This is a genomic window from Mycetohabitans rhizoxinica HKI 454, from assembly GCF_000198775.1.
Taxonomy (GTDB): domain Bacteria; phylum Pseudomonadota; class Gammaproteobacteria; order Burkholderiales; family Burkholderiaceae; genus Mycetohabitans; species Mycetohabitans rhizoxinica.
Window position 1 is genome coordinate 376344 of sequence record NC_014718.1, and the last position, 20071, is coordinate 396414.

A 20071-nucleotide genomic window follows, 5' to 3' on the forward strand; every position below is an offset into this window, starting at 1 on the left:
GGGCATGGTCCGCGCCCAGTGAAATCAAGCATGGCCACCCCCCGTTGAAAACAGGGCGTCGAACGCATCGACGGCGGCACGCGTCGGCCTGAATCGTTCGATGCCGGCGCCAGGCCAATCCGGCCGTACACCTCGCAAGAATAGGTACAGGCTTGCACCAAAATGGGTGTCATAGTCGTAATCCGGCAGGCGCGCCCGCAGATATCGGTGCAACGCAATCGTATAGATCAGTGCCTGCAACCGATATGCATGGGCATCCATCGCGGCCGATAGCTCGGCCGCGCGATACGCGTGCGGCGAGTTGCCGAGATAGTTCGATTTCCAGTCGATAATCCAGAATCGGCCGCGGAACTCGATCACGGCATCGATGAACCCCTTCAGATAACCATGCAATACGCCATCGTCGAGGGCCATGCCGGCGATGCCGTGCTCCTCCAGCATTGTCGCAAACCGGCGCATATCGAGCGACGCAACCGGGAAGACAAATTCGAGCTCGGTCAACCGACGCGATGGATCCAACTCGCCGAGCATGAAGTCCGCTTCGAGCGGAGTATGCGCAAGATCCCGCAACAGGCGCGTCATCATCGCACTGAGCTGCTCCGTGCTCAGCTCGCGCGAACTCACCGGCTGCTCGGTCAGAGCCCGCACGATGGCAGTCGGCCAGCTCGAAGGATCGCGCAGATCAGCAAGCTCCATCAGCCGATGCAAACAGTCGCCCGCGGCCGGCCCCCGGGGGAAACGCAGAATGTCGTCGTCACGCAGCCCGGGCGACGCATTAGTTGGCATCGGTTCTAGGTCTGCTTTAATCGCCTGCGTATCGGCCTGAGCGACATCGTCGTCGTGATCAGGTCGCGCGTGCAACACATCGTCGATATCCGGTAACGGCCGTTGTCGCGTCGAGGCGAGCGAGCTGAAACTCGCGATCCGCCAGGCATCGAAGAGACGGCGCGCCGGCACGCGTGCATGCACGTCCACGTGCGATGCATCGGGTGGAGGCAACGGATCACGTCGGGCCACGGTCGGCAGTGGCACGACGACGACGCCCTCGTCGTCGCCCGGCAACGCGCGCCAGCACGCCGCCAACGCGGCAGTCTCAGGTGGTCCATCCAACCATGCGTCGAAATGTGTCGATCCGCCGGCAACGAGCCAGTTCAGCACACTTTGACGCGCCTCCTTCGTCGATGCATGGGCGCCGCTCGTGTAGATCCCCGCCACAAGATAGCACCGATACACTGCACGCGTGAGCGCGACATAGATCAGGCGCGCACGCTCGGCCGCCTGTTCGCGCCTCACGCCTCGATCGATGCGCTGCGCCTCGTCACCATCGCAGCCGAAGTGCAGCACGGCAAGTCCATCCTCACGATGGTACTCGCGCGCCACCGGCAATGCAGCGCACGAGGGCCCGGCACGCAATGCACCGTTGGTCAGGAACGGGCAGAACACCACGGGGTACTCGAGTCCCTTGGACTTGTGGATCGTCACAATTTGGACCAGATCTCGGTCTGATTCGAGCCGTAATTGTGTCTCGTCGCCGACGTCGGGATCCGCACGCTGCGCGCTCAGCCAGCATAGCGTTGGCGCGATACCGGGATGTTCGCTGTCGCGAGCCTGGATCAGTTCGGCCAGGTGATTCACGTCGGTCAGCCGGCGTTCACCGTCGTCTGCACTCGCCAGGCGCTGCGCAATGCGCAGTTCGCGCATCACGATGCGCCACATCGGCGCAAAGCCGCGCTCGTGCCAAAGCAACCGATAGCCCGCAAACCGCTCCACCCACGATGCTGAGTCCAGCTCCGATGGCACCGGCTCGCATCGGCCAGCGGCGGCAGCGGCTGGCTCACCTTGCTCGATGGCCCATAATGCCGCCGCGTCCAAACCGATCCAGTCTGTGGCCAATGCCGCTCGCAAGCGTCGCAGGTCACCCGGCGTGTCGATCGCCAACAAGAGACGCTCGAATTGTTCCGCGTCGATTGATGCGAACACCGAGGCTTGGGCAAGTTCCACGCTGCCAATGCCCCATCCGCGCAATACCCGTTTCATCAACATACCCTGCCGATGCGCCTGCACGAGCACGGCGATATTCGCCGGAGCGAGCGGCTCGGTGCCGATCGTCGCATCGCCCGCCCGCGCGTCGCGCATGAGCCGTGCGATCTCTGCCGCACACGCCTCAGCGGCTGCGCGCTCGGCATCCCGCTTGCTCAGCGGCGCGTGGTCCGGCAGCCACCATACTCTCAAGGCCGCCCCACTGCCATCGCTTGCGCCGAGCGGATCGTGCCGGTCGACAAATGCCGGTCGCGACCTCATGGCGGCGCGCACCGGGTGGTAGTCGAGCCCGTCGAGCACAAAAGCGCGCGGGTTGGCACCGAACAACCGATTGCACGCAGCGATCAGCGCGGGATCGGACCGTTGATTGACGGCCAACGTGTAGCGGGCGCTGGCATGGGCACGCGCGTCCAAGTATGTATGCAAATCGGCGGCACGAAAACTGTAGATCGCCTGCTTCGGGTCGCCAACGAGGAACAAGGGACCCTTCGGTGCAAAAATTTGGTTAAAGATTGCGAACTGCAGCGGGTCCGTGTCCTGGAACTCATCGATCAGCGCTGCGGGATAGCGTTCACGCAACGCATCGGCGAGCCAAGGGTGCACATGCAGCGCATGATGCAAATTGGCCAGCAGGTCATCAAACGACATGATTCGCGCGGTACGCTTGCGTTCGGCAACGCTCGACGGCCCGACACGCAGCCACTCGCGCACCAACGCAAACCAACGACGCAAATGCATCGCTTGCTCTTCACGGAGCGCGGCAACCAACGCGTCCGCGCAGTCGAAGAACGGGTGCGTCGGCGGCTGGCATTGGACCTTGGTGGCAGCAGTCAGCGACGACGAAGTCAACTTCAACGCGTCCTTCGGAACCGGCGCATAGCGATCGCCGCGCACAAAAAATCGCTCCCACGCCGCCAGCGCGGCTTGCACTTGAGATGGCTTGTGCGTGCGCTGGTGCAACTGGGTGGCACAGTCGGCGAGCCGCTGCGCAATCTGCTCTCGCTCGTCGCGCCATAGGTTTTTGGCGCGACCAAAATGATCGATCGCCGTGTCGACCGTCTCATCACACGCTGGGTCGGTCCATACAAGTTCGGCCAATGGCTTTTTCAGACGTTGCGCGAGCAACGCCTGTAGCACAGTGGGCCCGGCGCCGTGCGCAACGAGCCAGTGCGCGAATCCCGGCGTGCGTGCCGCTTCCGGTTCGACGCGCTCGCGCCAGAACTGCGCGGCGACATCGAAGCGCAGCGTGGTGTCGTCGGCTTCGGTCTCGAGCGCGAACGGCATCGCAGCCGCAAACGGCGCTTCTTGCAACGCACGTTGGCAGAACGCATGAATCGTATGAATCGCGGCCTGATCGAAACCATGCAACGCGCGCCGGATTCGCTTCAGCGCGCGCTGCGTGGCCGTTTCCGGCGCGTCGCCATCGACGAGCCGCCCGATTAACCCAGTCACGAACGGGTCGTCCAGCGCGACGCCATGCGCGAGCGCCTGCTCGAGTTGCATCAGGCGCGCCCGGATTCGCTCGTGCAGCTCCGCAGTAGCCGCTTTCGTAAAGGTCACGACTAGGATCTGGTCCGCTTGCAAGTCCTTTTCGAGCAACAGGCGTAGATAGAGCGCACAGATATTCCAAGTCTTGCCGGTGCCGGCAGAGGCCTCGATCTGCGTCACGCCATCGAGCGCGCACGCGAAGACGTCAAGTTCAAGCACGTCGGAGGTCATCAAGCGTCCTCCGCCGGCTGCAGGTGCGCGAGCAGCGGTTCGAACACCGTCCTAGCAATGGCGACAAAGGTATCGTCCAATGTCATCGGCGTGCCGCGCAACGCGAGCTGGATCGCTGGATCGTCGAGCTCGCCGCCCGTACGTTCGTTCGACCACGCGTTGCGGGCTGCGGACTCGCTTTGCGACACGAGTGACCAGGCGCTTTTCGGAAAGAAACGCAACGGCGCGCGTAACCCGGCACGATACAGCGCGAGCAACTCGCCCAGGTACGCGTGCGGGTCCCGTGGCGTCGTGAGCACGAAGCGCTCGTCGTCGCCGATCCACAGCGTCTGGCGAGAGGCTTGCGGACTTGCGGCACACCAGCACAGATGGCGCAGCCACGCATCGAGGTAATCACGAGCGGTCGGCCTGGCATAGCGATAGAGTACCAATTCGTTACGGGTCACCCCGTCTAGCACGCCGGTCAACACCGTCGGCAACAGCACCGTCCCGCGCCACGCCGGCACCCGGTCCAGTAACGTCGATACGGACTCCAGCCGCTCAGGCCAGCGCGGGGCAACGTGGATCGAAAATTCGACCGGTTCGAGTCCGGTGCCAACCTGCCCCCGGATGTACTCAGCCAGCTTGCTCAACGCCACCACCTCACGCTCGTGTATCGCGCGTCCGGTTGCACCTCCAGGCAATTCGGGAATCGCACGCGCGATTTCATGGGCCCGCTCGGCGTACGCCGATGACTCCACCAGCAACGGCAGCAGGCGCCCGGCGAGCGCATCGCGCCCCGCATAGTCGAACTCATACGGCTCGGTGTCGGGCAATGGAGCCTGCGCGCGATGCAGCACGATGCCCAGTCGTTCGCGCAGCAGCGCGCGTTGCGGGTGGCGCCAAAATCGCGCCAGTTCATCCAACCCGATCGTCTCACGCATATCGGCAGGCAGCGCAACGCCAAAAAACGGCGGCATGGCGTCCGCCTCCATCCGCCGTGTTGGATCGGCAAGCGCCGCAGCCACTTGCGCGCGATCTGCATCGTAGGTCAACAACGGGCCCTGCATCGAAAAATACGACAGCGCGAACGGCTGCAACGGATGTTCCGTAACAAAGCTGCGCCGCGCCAGTGCAATTTCGTCGAGGCTCGCCCCTTCGCCCGCCTTCAACGACGCGAGGTGATCAAGCAGCTCGGCCACCAGCGCCGATGGCGGCAACTCGGCGTTGTCGCGGATATTGCGGCCGGTATAGCTGAGTAGCAAGGTATCGCGTGCTGCCAACATGAGGTCCAGAAACAAGTTGCGCTCGTCATCGCGACGTTGCCGGTCGCCGGGTTGTGCAAACGCGGCCATCAAGTCGAACTCATCCGCGCGCGCGCGCGTCGGCAACACGCCATCGTCGATACCAGCCATGCAGACGACACGGAACGGCACGCCTCGCAGGCTGGACAGCGGCGATACGGTCACCGCGCCAGACGGGACCCCACCGCGCGCCGGATCGTCGAGCACGGACAATAACGCCGTACGCAACACCGCCGCGGGCAACGGTGTATGCGGCGCACCTGCTTCGATTTGTACAAAGAGCGCATCGAGTGCGTCGCGCAACTCGCTCAATGAATCAGCATTTGGACCGCGGGCATCGAAGAACTGCTCGAGCGCGGCGAGCAGCACATTACGCCACTGTGCAACCGTATGCGGTGTCGCGCACGCGAGCGCAAATGCATCGAGCTCGTCGACGAATTGCGCGAGCCGCCCAAGCAGCATGGCGTCGGCGCCGGTGGATGCCGCCACCGGCAACCAGTCGCCGATAGGCAGTGCGTCGTCCGGCATCGCGTAGCCAAGAAACAACCGCGTCAAAGCGTCAGCAAACGTATGGCGAGCGCGAGGCGCGTCAAGATCCCGCTGCTCACGCGGCGCAAACGAACGGCGCGCGCCGGCGTTTGCCAACCACCCTTGCACGGTGTCCAGCGCTACCGGATCGATGTCATAGCGCGCCGCAACCGCATCCACGCGCAGCCATTCGACCAGCGCGGAAGCGTTGACGTCGCGCTCCGCCAGGGCCAACCAGTCCAGCAGCGTGCGCGCGAGCGGATTGGCTTGGGACGGCGGCAAGCCGGTGACGCGATACGGGATGCGGCGCGGGTCGCTCGGCGGCACCGCGCCGAACACCGCGTCTACGATCGGCGCGGCGGCAATTAGGTCGGGTACCGCGATCAGTACGTCGGCCGGCGTCAAACTCGGATCCGCATCGAATTCGGCCAGCAGCCGATCATGGAGCACCTCGAACTGCCGCGCCAGGCTGTGGCAGACGTAAACCTCGATGCCGTTGCGCGCAGGCGGTGGCGACGGCGACACCGGATGCTCGAGCGACAGAATCGCATTTTGCACGACAGCGAGCCAGCTGCACGCCGGGGCCTCGACGAATTCGCTGCTCTCGCCCGCCACCGCACCCTCGGTATGCTCATGCAGCAACGCGAGTTGCGCTTGTGTCTGCCGCCCCCACTCGGCCAGCAGTGGGTGTCCGACCGTCTGGTAGTCGAGTTGTCCCGCCGCATCCAGCGCGTCAGCATGTCGTTGCGTGACGATGTCAAACCAGTACTCGCGGCATGGATTGAGTGCATAGATCCGCACGTCGATCCAGCGCGACAGCTCGCGCAGCAACTGCACATGTAGTGGTGGCATCGTCGGCAACGCGAATACGCTGACCTGCGCCGGCCAGTCCGCGCGCGCGATGTCGTCCAGATCCAATTGCGATGCGATTGACAGAAACCGGTACGCGGGCGGCGACATTCGTTCGAGCGCATCGGCACCCGCATCGTGTCCGCCGGCCAGTTCGCCGAGCACGTCGCGCCACAATTGTGCTTGCCAGGCCTCATCGGCGCGCTGTATCGGCGTCGCGTCGGCAAGCCGTGGCGCGCCGCCCGGCTGGCGGCGCGGCGCGAAAATCGACTCGCCTGCCAGCCACTGGGCAAGCCAATGCGGACGATACGTCAGATAATGATCGAAAACGCAGGCGATGCGACGCGCCAGATCGAACGTCATCGCAGGATCCGCCGCCGACAAGTACGCGTCCAGTCGTGTCGAGGACACCTGGTCGTCGCCATCGCGCACAGTGTCACGCTGCGCGAGCCGCCGGTAAAGCCGCCATGCGAGACGCTCCGGCGCGAACGGCGATTCGCGCGGCACATCGATTACGTCGACGCGCGCGATCTGTGCCCATAACCACTGCGCGAGATAGCAAAATTCGACATTCGCGCACAGGCCAAACCGATCGGCATAGTCTAGTTCGAGCCGTCGGCGCACCGCAGTATTCGGCACGATGATCGGCTGCGGCCGCCACAGGTCACCGCCGATGCGCGCGAGGTCGCCCAACAGCGCCGAGGCAAGCGTCTCATAGCGGTTCGAGTAAAACAGTTCAAGCATGAAGCGGCGGATGAAGATCGCGACGCGTGACGGCCACAGGGGCGCCCCGTCGTTAGTGAAAGACCCAAGCATAACAAAGCGCCTGCCGCACGCGAACCCGGCCGTTCGGCCTATTGTGCGCGACAGGCCCGTGGCGTTACGCTGTCCCGGTACGTTATTGGGCTGTGGGTCGAAGACCCGCTCTTCGCCGGCGCTCGGCAGTACGCGGCTGGTGCCCGACGACATGCCACCCGATGTGATGGTATACACGAGCATAACTTCCGGTGGGTGCAAAAAACATCGGTGAAGTGCGCTAGACTCGCAGCATTGTGTGCCCACCCAAGCGTCGATGCGATATTCGATCGAAATCAAGAAATTTCTATACAGTCAGTATTTCTACGGTGGGCTTCGGATCGCGACCGGCATCTCGCTGCCGGCAGTGGTGTTGCTCGTCGTCTTTCATAATCGGGAGCTTGGCTTCACGATTTCGACCGGTGCACTGGGCGCATGCGTGGTCGACATGCCCGGCCCCCTGAAATACAAGCACAACGAGATGCTCGCGTGCAGCGTGATCGGGTTCTTCTCGGCGCTGGCCACCGGCATCGCGACTGCTCACCCGCTATCGCTGTGGCTGACGGTCGTACCGTTGACTTTCGTGCTGTCCTTGATCGTCGTCTACGGGAACAAGTGGCCGCAGATCAGCTTCGCGACGCTGTTCATGATGGTGGTGACGCTGGAGGAGCGCTTCACGCCGCTCCAGGCACTGGCCAATGCCGGTTGGATCCTGGCCGGCGGAATCTGGTACACGTACTGGTCGACGTTCGTGTCACGCTGGCAGATCCACCGGATCGAGCAACAGGCGATCGCCGAAAGTGTGTTCGCGTGCGCCGACTACTTGCGTGCGCGCGCCCGTTTCTACGATCCGACGCATGATCTGGATGAGTGCAACAGGCAACTGGTCGACAAGCAGGTGTTGGCCGTGGATCGGCAAGAGGCAGCACGCGACATCGTACTGCGCAACCTGCCGAAGCTGCGCAGCGGGCAGCTCGACGCGCACCGCACGATGTTGTTCAATTTGTTCATCAATACGGTCGACCTGCACGAACTGTTTGTCGGTGCGCACGTCGATCACCCGATGATCCGCGCGACCTTCGGTGGCTCGGACTTGATGGTATTTTTTCGCGACCTGATCGAGAAGGCCGCGACCGACCTGGAGGACGTCGGACTGGCCGTGTTACAGGATCGCCCGTCGGCACAGCGGATCAACGCGAAAGCGGAGCTGCGCGCGATCGAGTACGAGATCGAGTTGATGCGCAAGAAGGCCTTGCCAACCACCAATCCGGAGGCGTACTCGGCGATCGTGTCGGCATTCCGGCGCGTCTGGAGCGCACAGCGGCTGATCGAGCGCATGCACCGCAACACGCGCGTGGATATCAGCGCGCAAGAAACGGAGATGCGGATCGACCAGGCGCTGTCGCGCTTCCTGTCGAGCCGACGCGTGCCGTGGATGCAAATCTTTTCGAATCTGACCATGTCTTCGCCGAGCTTCCGGCACGCATTGCGCGTCACCGCTGCGGTGGCGATCGGCTTGTGGCTCGGCCGCCTGCTGCCGCTCACGAACGCGTACTGGATTGTGATGACGACCATTATCATCCTGAAGCCTGGCTACTCGCTCACCAAGCAACGCAATACGCAGCGGATCATCGGTACTACGATCGGCTGCGCGGCGAGCATCGCGCTGATCCTGTCCGTGAAGGAGCCGCCACTGCTGTTGGCCGTCATGTTCGCCAGCATGGTGATGAGCTACAGCCTACTGCTGTTCAACTATACGGCCAGCGTCGTATTCACGTCGTCATATGTTCTGTTGATGTTCCACATGCTGGCACCCGGCAGCCTGCGCATCATCGGCGAACGCGCGATTGATACGGTGCTAGGCTGCGCGATTGCAATCGCCGCGAGCCACCTGTTTCCCTACTGGGAATACCGGCTGATGGGCAAACTGGTCAACGGCTTGCTCAGTGCCACCCGGCAATACCTGGAAATCTGCTGGTATGCGGGCAAATCGCGGACCGCGGCCGGCGGCGCAACGGAACAGGTCAAGCCGCCGCCTTCGGATCCGGCCGCGCCGGCGGACAAGAAGGGCAAAGAGGCCAGCGCACTGGTTTCCAGCGCAACCGCGCAACCGACGCCGGCGGCCAGCGCAGCCGCGTCGGCGATCGACAGCGACATCCGTTACCGGCTTGCGCGTAAGAATGTGCATATTGCATTCGCCAACGTCGGGCAGGCGTTGCAGCGCATGTTGCTCGAACCGAAGTCGGCGCAACGCTACGTCGCTGAGTTGAACGACCTGCTGGTGCGCGTGCACGCGTTGACGGCACAGATCACCGCGTCCGCGCCGCTCATGATGACGCTGTCACAGTCGCCGGCCCGCACGGCCGGAATCGTGGGCGCCGCCGGATGGGGCACCCAGCCCGTACCGGTCGTCGATGCGCAAGCACTTGCGCCACTGCGCAAGGCGCTGGGCATCGTCCATGATAATCTGGTACAGGCCGAAGCGGGCGTCGCACCGCCTCCCGAGCAAACAAGCATCGTCAAGCAGTTGAATCGTGAACTGGACCAGATGGTCGTCGACGCGGAACGCACGCGCAGCGAATCGTCCGACGTGGCGCACGAGCTTAAGGGGTTGGCATACCAATGTAAGCAGATGGTGGGCGCATCGTTCATAATCCGCAAGGATGCGAGCATTATCAAGTTGCCGACATAGGAGTCGGCGCCGTTAATGGCTCCAAGGCGTTGGCATGACTGCTGCAATGCCTGGCCGTGCTTGGCACCCGCATCGAGCCCTGATACGCAGGTAGCGTCGGCTACGCGCGCACCGCCGGTGGCGCGCGGCCGACCAGCGATGCGATCGCCAACAGCAGATCGGCCGGATCGACAGGCTTGGCCAAGTGCGTTTGGAAGCCGGCCATCAGTGCGCGCCGGCGATCATCGCCGCGGACCCGGCCGGACAATGCCGCGGCCGGCGTCATCCCGCCTCGTGCCGCCTCACGCTCGCGCAACTGTGCAATAAATGCGAAGCCGTCTTCCTCCGGCATGCCCAGATCGCTGATGACGACATCGGGCGTGCCGTCGTCCAAAACCTGCAACGCATCGCGCACAGACGCCACCGCGCTCACCTGCGCGCCGCGCTCCTCGAGCACGCGGTGCACGAGCTCGCGCGCATCGGCTTCATCTTCGACCACCAGCACATGAACACCATCCAGGCGCGGTAGCGCCGTATCCGGCTGCGCGCTGATCGGTGCCACTGCGCCGCGACGCGTGTCGGCGCCGGTCGTCACCGTGGGCAGCGTCACCGTAAATGTCGCGCCGCGCTGCTCACCGTCGCTGGCCGCGGTGATATGGCCCCCATGCATCTCGACCAGCTCCTTAACGATCGACAACCCCAGCCCCAAGCCGCCAAACTGGCGTGTGGTACTCGCGTCCTCCTGTCGGAAACGCTCAAATACGTGCGGCAGGAACGCCTCGCGGATACCGCAGCCGGTATCACTGACGACCAGTCGCGCCTCGCCGTCGCCGCTGGTCAGCGTGACCGCCACACGTCCACGCCGGGGCGTGAACTTGATCGCATTGGTCAGCAGATTCCAAATGATCTGCTGCAGCCGAGCGGGGTCACCATTGACCACGGCCGGCGCGCCCAGCACCGGCATGACACGAAGCTCCTTCGCGTCGGCTGCTAGCTGCACGGTCGCGATCACGTCGGTGATCACATCGACCAGTTCGACGCGCTGCACGTTGAGCCGCACCTTGCCCGCCATGATGCGTGACATGTCTAGCAAATCGTCGATCATCTGCGATTGCAGCCGTGCATTGCGGTGGATCACCTGCAGGCCCTTCTCGACGCGAGCCGGATCGGACGCGTCACGCAGCAGCAACTGGGCCCATCCGACGATGGCATTCAGCGGCGTGCGCAGTTCGTGCGACAGCGTGGCGACGAACTCGTCCTTGAGCCTGGATGCCCGTTCCGCTTCCGAGCGAGCCTGCCGCTCGTTTGCGAGTAAATGCTCACGCTCCTGCGCAGCCAGCTTCTGATCGTCGATGTCAGTCGACGTGCCAAACCACTTGCTCACCCGGCCGGCACCGTCCAGCAGCGGTGCGGCCCGGGTCTTGAACCAGCGCCACGCGCCGTCGGCGGCCCGCAGCCGATGTTCGACATCGTAATCGCTGCTGTCGCGCAAAGCGTCGGACCAACGCTGTACGGTACGCTCGAGATCCTCAGGATGAACCAGCGCGTCCGGCCACACGTGACCAAGCAGCGAAGGCGCATCCATACCCGTGTAGGATAGCAACTGCTTGGACGCAAAATCGATCCGTCCGTCGGGCAACGCGGTCCAGACCAGTTGCGGGATCGCCTCCGCCAGCGTCCGGTAGTGCAACTCCCTTGCGCGGACCAACTCCGCCTCGGCAATCTCCCGTTGCGCGCGCTTCTGCGCCAACACACGCTCGATTGCCTGTGGTAGATAGTCAAGATAATCGGAGGTTTTTGGCACCACATCCGCGACGCCCGAGCGCAGCGCCTCGATCACCCGCGTCTCATCGGCAAAGCCGGTGCACAAGATCGCGGGCAGCATCGTGCCCTGCATGCGTAACGAGCGCAGGAAGTCGAGCCCCGTCTCGGCGGTACCGAGCACATAGTCCACGACCAGCACGTCAGGCCACCGCTCCTGGCCCCGGCCGTCTAGCCACGCGCGCGCGGCCTGCGTGCTCGTCAACGTCACCACATCAAATCCGGCGCGGGCAAGCGCACGGCGGGCCAGGCTGAGCAAACCCTCGTCGTCATCGATAATCAGTGCACAGGCAGCCAGCGGGCCATCCGCGCCCAATGCTCCGGGTGACGAATCGATTCGATGAGAAGCAAGCGTCATACAGGGAACGTCGAGTAAGTAGGCGACGGGCGGTCCTGAGCTGAAGCGTCGGCGCCGGGCTCCAACCCGCTGCCTGGGCGCAGACGGCCGGATCGCGCGGCCCTGGGCCCCGCGTTGACGCGGGCTAGCGCGCTCAAAGTTGCCGCACGCAACGCTTCATGCGCACTGCAGGATTCGGGCAACGACAAGTAGAACGTCGAGCCGATGCCTTCACTGGACTCGGCCCATACATTGCCACCGTGTCGCTCGACAACACGACGCACGAGCGCCAGCCCAATACCCTCGCCCTTGACTGCGCCACCGTGCAGGCGCTGGAACGCGGTAAACAATTTGGGCAGTGCCGATGCGGGAATGCCATATCCGTTGTCGCGCACGTAGTAAATGCGTAACGAGTGCACGCCCACTGGGTTCGGACGCGTACCGATCTCGATCTCGCCAGGACGGCTCGGATCAAGATAATTGACCGCATTGGAGACCAAGTTCGCGAAGACTTGCTCGACTGCGGTCGGATCGCCCCATGCCGACGGCAACGGATGTATCTTCACGGTCACGCCCCGGCTCTTGATCGAGTCGCGCATAGCATCCACCACGCGGGACATCACCGCCTGCACATCAACTTGTTGCGGTCGGTACTCGACCCGCCCCGCACGCGAGAGCCGCAGCAACGCGTCAATGATACTGGCCGAGCGCATCACCGCTGTTTGCAGGAAGCGCAACGCCTCGGCAATATCATCATCGACGATCCGCGATAGCCGGCGCCGTTGTGTGTCGGTCAGCGTGCTGCGCGCCAGTATCTCGCGCACCGAATCGCACGCCAAGCTCAGCTCCTGAGAAAACCCCTGCAGGTTGACCAGTGGTGCGCGCAAGTCATGCGACACGCTGTAGATAAACATTTCGTTTTCTTGCGTACGCTCGCGCAAATGCTCGTTCATCGTGCCGAGTTCCTCGGCCTGATGCGCAAGGTCGGATCGATAGCGCGACTCGATGCGCTCCGCTTCAAGCAGGCGTCGGCTCGTTTGGTGCAGCGCGAGGTCTAATTCGGCGATTTCATCGTCGCCCTCGAGCATCGGTGCGAGCGGCGCATTGTTTGCGAGTTGCTTGGTGTTGTCCGCAAGCCTGCGCAGCCGCCGTCGCACGCTCGACGTGAACACATAAACCGCGATGGCGCCGGTGATGATCGACGCGATCACGGCCGACACGAGCAGCACCTGCTGCATGCGGCGCGCCTCAGCGATACGTTCGGTGCGAACGCTGTCTAACCGCATCTCTTCTTGTTGCAACGCGGCGACCTGCGCACGGAAGTAATCGACGATATCGTGGCCTTTGAACTCGCGAAAGCGGGCCACGACCCCCGCTTGCTGACCGTGCCGCAGCAACTCCTGCGAACGCTCACTCCACTGCCGGTACGCCTGTGCGCTTTGCCGAATCTGCACCGCACGCTCGACTTGCAATGGATTGTCGGCAACCAGTTCGATCAACCGGTTGATGCGACGGTCGATCTCACCCCATTGGCTAGGCGGCGTCCATACCTGTCCGTATCCGTCGATCACGGCGCCGCGCATGCGCACGGCATCGACTAGCACTGGGTCAAGCACGGCAGTGGCCTGACTCAACACTTCCTTGCTCCGCACTGCCCACTGCTCCGCTTCCAGGGCCTCGGCCTGGGTACGCATCACGCCGACCAGTAAGCCAAGCTCGACGAGGCTCGGAATCGCGATCAGCAGCAGCCCTTTGGTGATCAATCTCATACAGCGTTCTGGCGTTGGCGAAACAATGCGCACGGCAATGTCCGATCCGACACACGCGCGAAACGCTGCATGACAGGCACGCGGCGGCGCGGCGTGTCGCCGGATCGGCCACGGAGCCATTATCGCGTCGTTCAGCCTAAATGACAAAAGCCCATGCTGTGGCAAATGACCTTCATCAATTCAGATATAAGGGCCACAACATTAAGCATGATTATTTCAATATCGCGCTCAACAATCAGCTTTAAGACTCGAATATTTCTCCTCCAAGCGCATGTACGCCTTCATGTAGCACACCATACGCGGCAGCGACTGCCTCCGGGTCGCCCTTAACGCCCAAATCGATATGCCGCCGTGCATAGATTCCGCCACGCTTAGCATCGCCGACGCTGGGTAAGCTGAAGACACGTACGCCGGCAAAATCGCGTTCGATACGCTCCATCAGCGGCGTAAGCGCCGACTCAGGCAACTCGAACACCAGAAATGAGCGCTCGTCACGCGGTGTGCCGTGATGCAAATGTGCATAATGGGTGTCGAGCACCCATTCCATCATGGGCCATGCCATGACAGGAAACCCTGGCATGAAATAATGATGACGCACCGAAAAGCCGGGAATCTTGTTATAGCTGTTCGGAATGATGCTGGCACCCTGCGGAAACACACCCATATTGAAGCGATGCAGGTTATCCGGCGCGTCCAGGTCCGCCCGGCCGGGCGGCGCGGTTTCGCTAATCCGCTCGGCGATTAGTTGCCGGGCCTGTGGGTGCAGTTCCAGCGGCACGCCGAGCGCGGCCGCCGCACACTGCCGCGTATGATCGTCTGGCGTCGCGCCAATGCCTCCGGTCACGAAGACAATGTCATCTGAGGCGAAGGTGCGCTTGAGGGTGGCAGTGATTCGTCTACGCTCGTCGCCGACGTACTCGGCCCACGCGAGCGCCAGCCCCCGTGCGCGAAGCAACTCGATGGCTTTGGGCAAATGCTTGTCAACACGCCGTCCGGACAGGATTTCGTCGCCAATGATGATGATGCCGAACCCCATGGGTTCCCCTTGATCGTTTCAGACGACACGCAGCTTACGCCGATCCCGGCGGGCGCGCTTGCGGTGCTTGCCGGTCGGCCCCATGGTGTCGCGCGCGCAATTGCCTCAGCGCGCGCAGGCAATAATGGGCGAACCATAGCGCGGAGAACACGAAGATGTACACGTACAGCCAGATCGACACGATCGCGACGAACGGGAACAACACGATCATCAACACGGAGGACGCCCACAGCAGCGTCGGGACCGCGCCGAGCATCCCGCACATCACGCCGATCGCGAGCAGTGGCATGCGGTGCATGCGAAAGATCATGCGCCGCTCATCCAAGCTCGCATGCCATGCCAGCGCATCGTAGGTCATCACGCGATAGGTGAGCCAGCCCCACAGCAGCGGCGGGATCACGGCGAACAGCGGCGGCACGAGCCACAACGGGACCGTGACGACCAGCAGCACCACGCAGATGCACGTGGCTACGATCGAGTGGAGCAAACTGCCGAGCAGCGTGCCGCCGCGCCGGGGCTCCAGATCGGCGAATTGACGTGCACCGAGATGGCGGATCACCGCCGGCATCGATATCGCGGCAATCATTAACAAAACGGTCAACACGATCAATGGCACGGCGATCGCGACCACGACGAGCGGCGCGAGCACCATTTGCACGTGGCCGAAGCCGATCCCCGCGAACAGCGAATTGAGCGACGCGGTCCAGCCCCAGTGTGACAGCCAACCATGCGCCGCACTGACCCATCCTTCCCAGCCGAACCACAGCACCGCCCCCCAGCCCAGCGCGGTCAGCAGAAACGGCAACGCGGTCAACCACAGCATCCGCGGATGAAGCATGCCCAGCAGCGCGCGACCCAACGAACTGAACAACTCGTTCATGGACACACGAGCGCGGCAGCAAGCGAGCCGGCCACGCAGCGGGCTCGCGCAAAACGGCGAGCTGGCGCAAAACGATTGGAATCGAGCATGGGCAACCAGACGGGAAAACTGCGTCTATTGTACGGTTTTTGCCGAGGGCTCGGAACGAATCACGCATTGGGGCCAACGCGCCGGCATGTCGCGCGTCATCGCTGCATCGATTCCCATACCTTGCGCAGCCGCTTGGCAGACACCGGCATCGGCGTACGCAATTCCTGCGCGAACAGCGAGATGCGCAACTCCTCGAGGAGCCAGCGGAACTCTACGAGCCGTGCGTCGACTGCGCCGCCACGCTGCGACAACGCGCGCTGGTATGGCTGCATGAGCGGCACGAATTCGGCCATGAGCCGCTGGTCGCGCGCCGGGTCCACCTTGAGCTTATCGATGCGCAACAACATGCCCTTCAAGTAACGCGGGAAATGCGCAAGCTGGGCGTAAGGCGTATCCATTACGAAGCGGCGGGTCATCAGCGCGGCCAGCTGCTGCTGCATATCCGCGTGGGCCGCGCCAAAGCCTTTGGCCTGCACGAGCTTCTTCACGAGCGCTGCGTACTCGGCGAGGATTTGGCCGGTCAGCCGGGCAAGTTCCTGAGCGAGCAACGACAGCCTAGCCCGGCCCTCGTCGCGCCGGGCGGCGAAGCTGGCATCGTCATGCGGCAACGGCGGCTGCAGGCAGGCACGATCCAGCGCGGCTTCGATCAATTGGTCGCGCAGTTCCTCCTGCGTGCCGAGCGCCATGTACTGCATTGACATTTCGCGCAGTCCTGGCAAGTTTTTCTCCAGATAGCGGATCGGCTCGCGCAATTGCAGGGCGAACAGCCGGCGCAGACCGGCGCGATGGATGTGCTCAGCCTGCACAGGCGAATCAAAGACTTCGACGTCGCAGTGCCCACCGCGATCGACCAGGGCCGGATAGCCGAACAGCGTCTGGCCGCCACGCTGGATCTCGAGCAACTCGGGCAGCGTGCCAAAATTCCACGTCGTCAGGTTCTCATACAGCGCGGTACCGGCCGGCCGCGCCGTATCCGGTGCTTCGGCGTGACCCGGCCCGCCAGCGTTCGCCAGTCCGTTTCGCGCCGCGCCGCTCAACGGCTGATCGGCAACGCGCGCCGCACGCGACGCCGGCGCCTCGCCCGGCGTCCGGCTCGGCAAGCCAGCGCTTATCGCGGCCGCCCGCGCATGCCCGGACGGTGGCCGCCCATTAGTTCCTGCCGCGCCGGCCGCGGCCCAGACGATGCGCTGGAATTGTTGCTGCGCCTGTGCACCAAGCTCGCCGCGCAGTTGCGCAAGATTGCGCGCCATTGCAAGTTGCCGCCCGTGCTCATCAACCACCTTGAAATTCATGAACAGGTGCGCCGGCAGCGTCTCGATCTTGAAGTCAGTCGACTTGACCATCGCTTGCTTGTGCTCGCGCAGGTCGGCGATCAGCGCGTCAATCAACGACTGCCCGGCGAAATGCGCGCGCTCGACGAAACCGGCCGCATACTCGGGCAGCGGCACGCAATGTCGGCGCAGCTTTTGCGGCAGTGATTTGAGCAGCGACTGCACCTTGTCCTTCAACATGCCAGGCACCAGCCATTCGGTGCGACGCGCATCGACTTGGTTCAGCGCGTACAGCGGCACGGTCAGCGTGACGCCATCACGCGCCGCGCCCGGCTCGAAATGGTAGCTCAGCGCCATGTCGACGCCGGCCATCGCCAGCCGCTTCGGAAACAGATCCGTCGTCACGCCGGCCGCTTCGTGCCGCATCAGGTCTTCGCGCGACAGAAATAGCAGCTTGTCGCCGTCGTCACCCCGCCGCCGCGCCTCGTCGCGATACCAGCGCTCGAACGCCGCGCCGGTATGGATCTGTGCGGGCACCGCCGCATCGTAGTACGCGTAGATCAACTCATCGTCGACCAGCACGTCCTGACGACGCGACTTGTGCTCAAGTTGCTCAATTTGCGCGACCAGCCGCCGATTGTGCGCAAAGAACGGCAGACGGGTGTCGAATTCGCCATCGACCAGCGCGCTACGAATGAACAATTCCCGCGCACGCGCCGGATTCTGCGCGCCAAACGCGATGCGTCGGCGCTGATAGACGGGCAGCCCATACAACGTGCCACGCTCGAACGCCACCACCTGCGCGGCCTTCTTCTCCCAATGCGGCTCGGCGACCGAGCGCTTGATCAGGTGGCCGCCGACACGCTCGATCCATTCCGGCTCGATGCGGGCGACGGTGCGCGCGTAAAGCCGGGTGGTCTCGACCAACTCCGCAGCCATCACCCAACGGCCGGCCTTTTTCGCGAGCGTCGATCCCGGCCATATGAAGAAACGAATGCCCCGTGCGCCCAGGTAATGCGGATCGTCATCGGCCTTCAGACCAATGTTTCCGAGCAACCCCGCCAACAGCGCCTGATGGATCTGCTCGAACGTCGCCTCGGACTCGTTCAGCCGCCAGCCGTGCTCGCGCACCACGGTCAACAACTGCGAATGCACGTCACGCCACTCGCGCAGCCGCAGATGCGAGAGGAACTGCGCGCGGCACGCTTCGGCCAGTTGCCGGTTCGATTTCTTGTGCGCAACGGCTTGCTCGAACCACGCCCAAATCTTCAGCCACGTGATGAACTCCGAGCGCTCGTCGGCAAAGCGGCGATGCGCCTGGTCGGCCTGCTCTTGCGCGTCCAGCGGACGCTCGCGCGGATCCTGCACGGATAACGCGCTGGCAATGATCAGCATTTCGCGCAACGCGTGTTGCTCGCGCGCCGCGACAATCATCCGGGCCACGCGCGGATCCAGCGGCAGGCGCGCCAGCTCGCGACCGACCGGCGTCAACGCATTGTCGTCGTCAACCGCACCCAGCTCGGCGAGCAATTGATAGCCATCGGCAATGGCCCGGCCCGGCGGTGGCTCGACGAACGGAAACGCGTCGATTTCGCCCAAGTGCAACGACTTCATCCGCAGGATCACCGACGCCAGCGACGCGCGCAGGATCTCCGGATCCGTGAAGCGCGGGCGCGCCTGGAAGTCACGCTCGTCATAGAGCCGAATGCAGACGCCGTCGGCCACCCGGCCGCACCGGCCAGCCCGCTGATTGGCGGCGGCTTGCGACGCCGGCTCAATCTGCAATTGTTCGACCTTGTTCCGGTACGAATAGCGCTTGACCCGGGCCAGGCCGGTGTCGACGACATAGCGGATACCGGGCACCGTCAGCGATGTCTCCGCAACGTTGGTGGCGAGCACGATGCGGCGTGCATTACCGGGCCGGAACACCCGCTCCTGCTCGGCGGCCGACAGCCGGGCAAACAGCGGCAGGATCTCGGTATGCGGCGGATGGTGCTTGCGCAGCGCCTCGGCGGCGTCGCGAATCTCCCGCTCGCCCGGCAGGAAAACCAGGACGTCGCCCGGGCCTTCACGACACAGTTCATCCACCGCGTCGACGATCGCGTCATGCAAGTCGCGCTCGGCCTGACGCGCGGCGGTGACACTGCCCACGGCGCCCGGCGGAGAGCCCAGCGAGCCAATTGGACCGGCCCCGGGCGCTGCGCCGCGCCGTGCGAGCGTAGCGCGGCCGTCGTCGCCAACGACCGGCCGATAGCGGATCTCGACCGGATACAACCGTCCGCTGACTTCAATGACGGGCGCGGGCTGCTCGTCGCTGCCGAAGTGGCGCGCAAAGCGCTGCGCATCGATCGTGGCCGACGTAACGATCAACTTCAGATCAGCACGCCGCGGCAGGATCTGCTTCAGATAGCCGAGCAAAAAATCGATGTTCAGGCTGCGCTCGTGCGCCTCGTCGATGATGATCGTATCGTAGGCGCGCAGCAGTGGATCGGTCTGCGTTTCCGCAAGCAGGATGCCGTCGGTCATCAACTTGACCGAGGCGCCCGGCGACAGGTTGTCGGTGAAACGAACCTTGTAGCCCACCACGTCGCCGAACGGCGTACCCAGTTCCTCGGCAATGCGTCGCGCCGTCGCCGATGCCGCGATGCGGCGCGGTTGCGTATGGCCGATCAGGCCGGTGCCGCCCGCGCCCAGCCCGCGTCCGAGCGCCAGGCAGATCTTGGGCAGCTGCGTGGTCTTGCCTGATCCGGTTTCGCCGCTGACGATCACCACTTGATGGTGCGCGATCGCAGCAGCGATCTCATCGCGCCGGCCGCTGACGGGCAACGCCGGCGGAAACGTAACAGAAGGCACCGGATTGGGCGCCGAGGACGCGCGCCGCGCTTCGGCGCGACGCGCGGCAGGCGGGGTGCGGTGGCGCGCGGGGTCGGCGCGATCGGCCGGCGAAGCATCAGCCGCGCGGTTTTTGGCTACATTGGACAT

Annotated in this window: 8 protein-coding genes; 1 reads left to right on the top strand and 7 read right to left on the bottom strand. The window is 63.9% G+C overall.

Annotated elements, in window-relative coordinates; all coding sequences use genetic code 11:
• Positions 1-24: 24 nt before the first annotated feature.
• Both recB and recC read right to left on the bottom strand, forming a co-directional pair.
• On the bottom strand, positions 25-3759 hold the full coding sequence (gene recB / locus RBRH_RS13600) for an exodeoxyribonuclease V subunit beta (RefSeq protein ID WP_041754750.1): 3735 nt from the start codon (positions 3757-3759) through the stop codon (positions 25-27).
• Positions 3759-7163, bottom strand: coding sequence for an exodeoxyribonuclease V subunit gamma (recC, locus tag RBRH_RS13605; RefSeq protein WP_041755007.1), 3405 nt, complete (start codon positions 7161-7163; stop codon positions 3759-3761). Before recC ends, recB begins: the two co-directional genes overlap by 1 nt.
• A gap of 328 nt (positions 7164-7491) precedes the next feature.
• Between recC and RBRH_RS13610 the strand changes: the two genes are divergently transcribed.
• Entirely contained in the window at positions 7492-9906 is a 2415-nt protein-coding gene (locus RBRH_RS13610) for an FUSC family protein (protein ID WP_041754753.1), read from the top strand.
• A gap of 100 nt (positions 9907-10006) precedes the next feature.
• Here RBRH_RS13610 and RBRH_RS13615 read toward each other — a convergent pair whose 3' ends face one another.
• From RBRH_RS13615 to hrpA, 5 genes are all read right to left on the bottom strand, one after another.
• Complete coding sequence (locus tag RBRH_RS13615) at positions 10007-12064, bottom strand: hybrid sensor histidine kinase/response regulator (protein WP_013428660.1); 2058 nt, start codon at positions 12062-12064, stop codon at positions 10007-10009.
• A complete protein-coding gene (locus tag RBRH_RS13620) occupies positions 12061-13812 on the bottom strand; it encodes a sensor histidine kinase (RefSeq protein ID WP_157864537.1) in 1752 nt (583 codons plus the stop codon). Before RBRH_RS13620 ends, RBRH_RS13615 begins: the two co-directional genes overlap by 4 nt.
• Before the next feature lie 241 nt (positions 13813-14053).
• The gene (locus RBRH_RS13625; protein WP_013428662.1) at positions 14054-14848 is read right to left on the bottom strand and encodes a competence/damage-inducible protein A; all 795 of its coding nucleotides are present in this window, start codon (positions 14846-14848) and stop codon (positions 14054-14056) included.
• Between the two features lie 34 nt (positions 14849-14882).
• Positions 14883-15728: an EI24 domain-containing protein gene (locus RBRH_RS13630; RefSeq protein WP_041754757.1), complete on the bottom strand. Its 846-nt coding sequence runs from the start codon at positions 15726-15728 to the stop codon at positions 14883-14885.
• Between the two features lie 185 nt (positions 15729-15913).
• Positions 15914-20071, bottom strand: coding sequence for an ATP-dependent RNA helicase HrpA (hrpA, locus tag RBRH_RS13635; RefSeq protein WP_013428664.1), 4158 nt, complete (start codon positions 20069-20071; stop codon positions 15914-15916).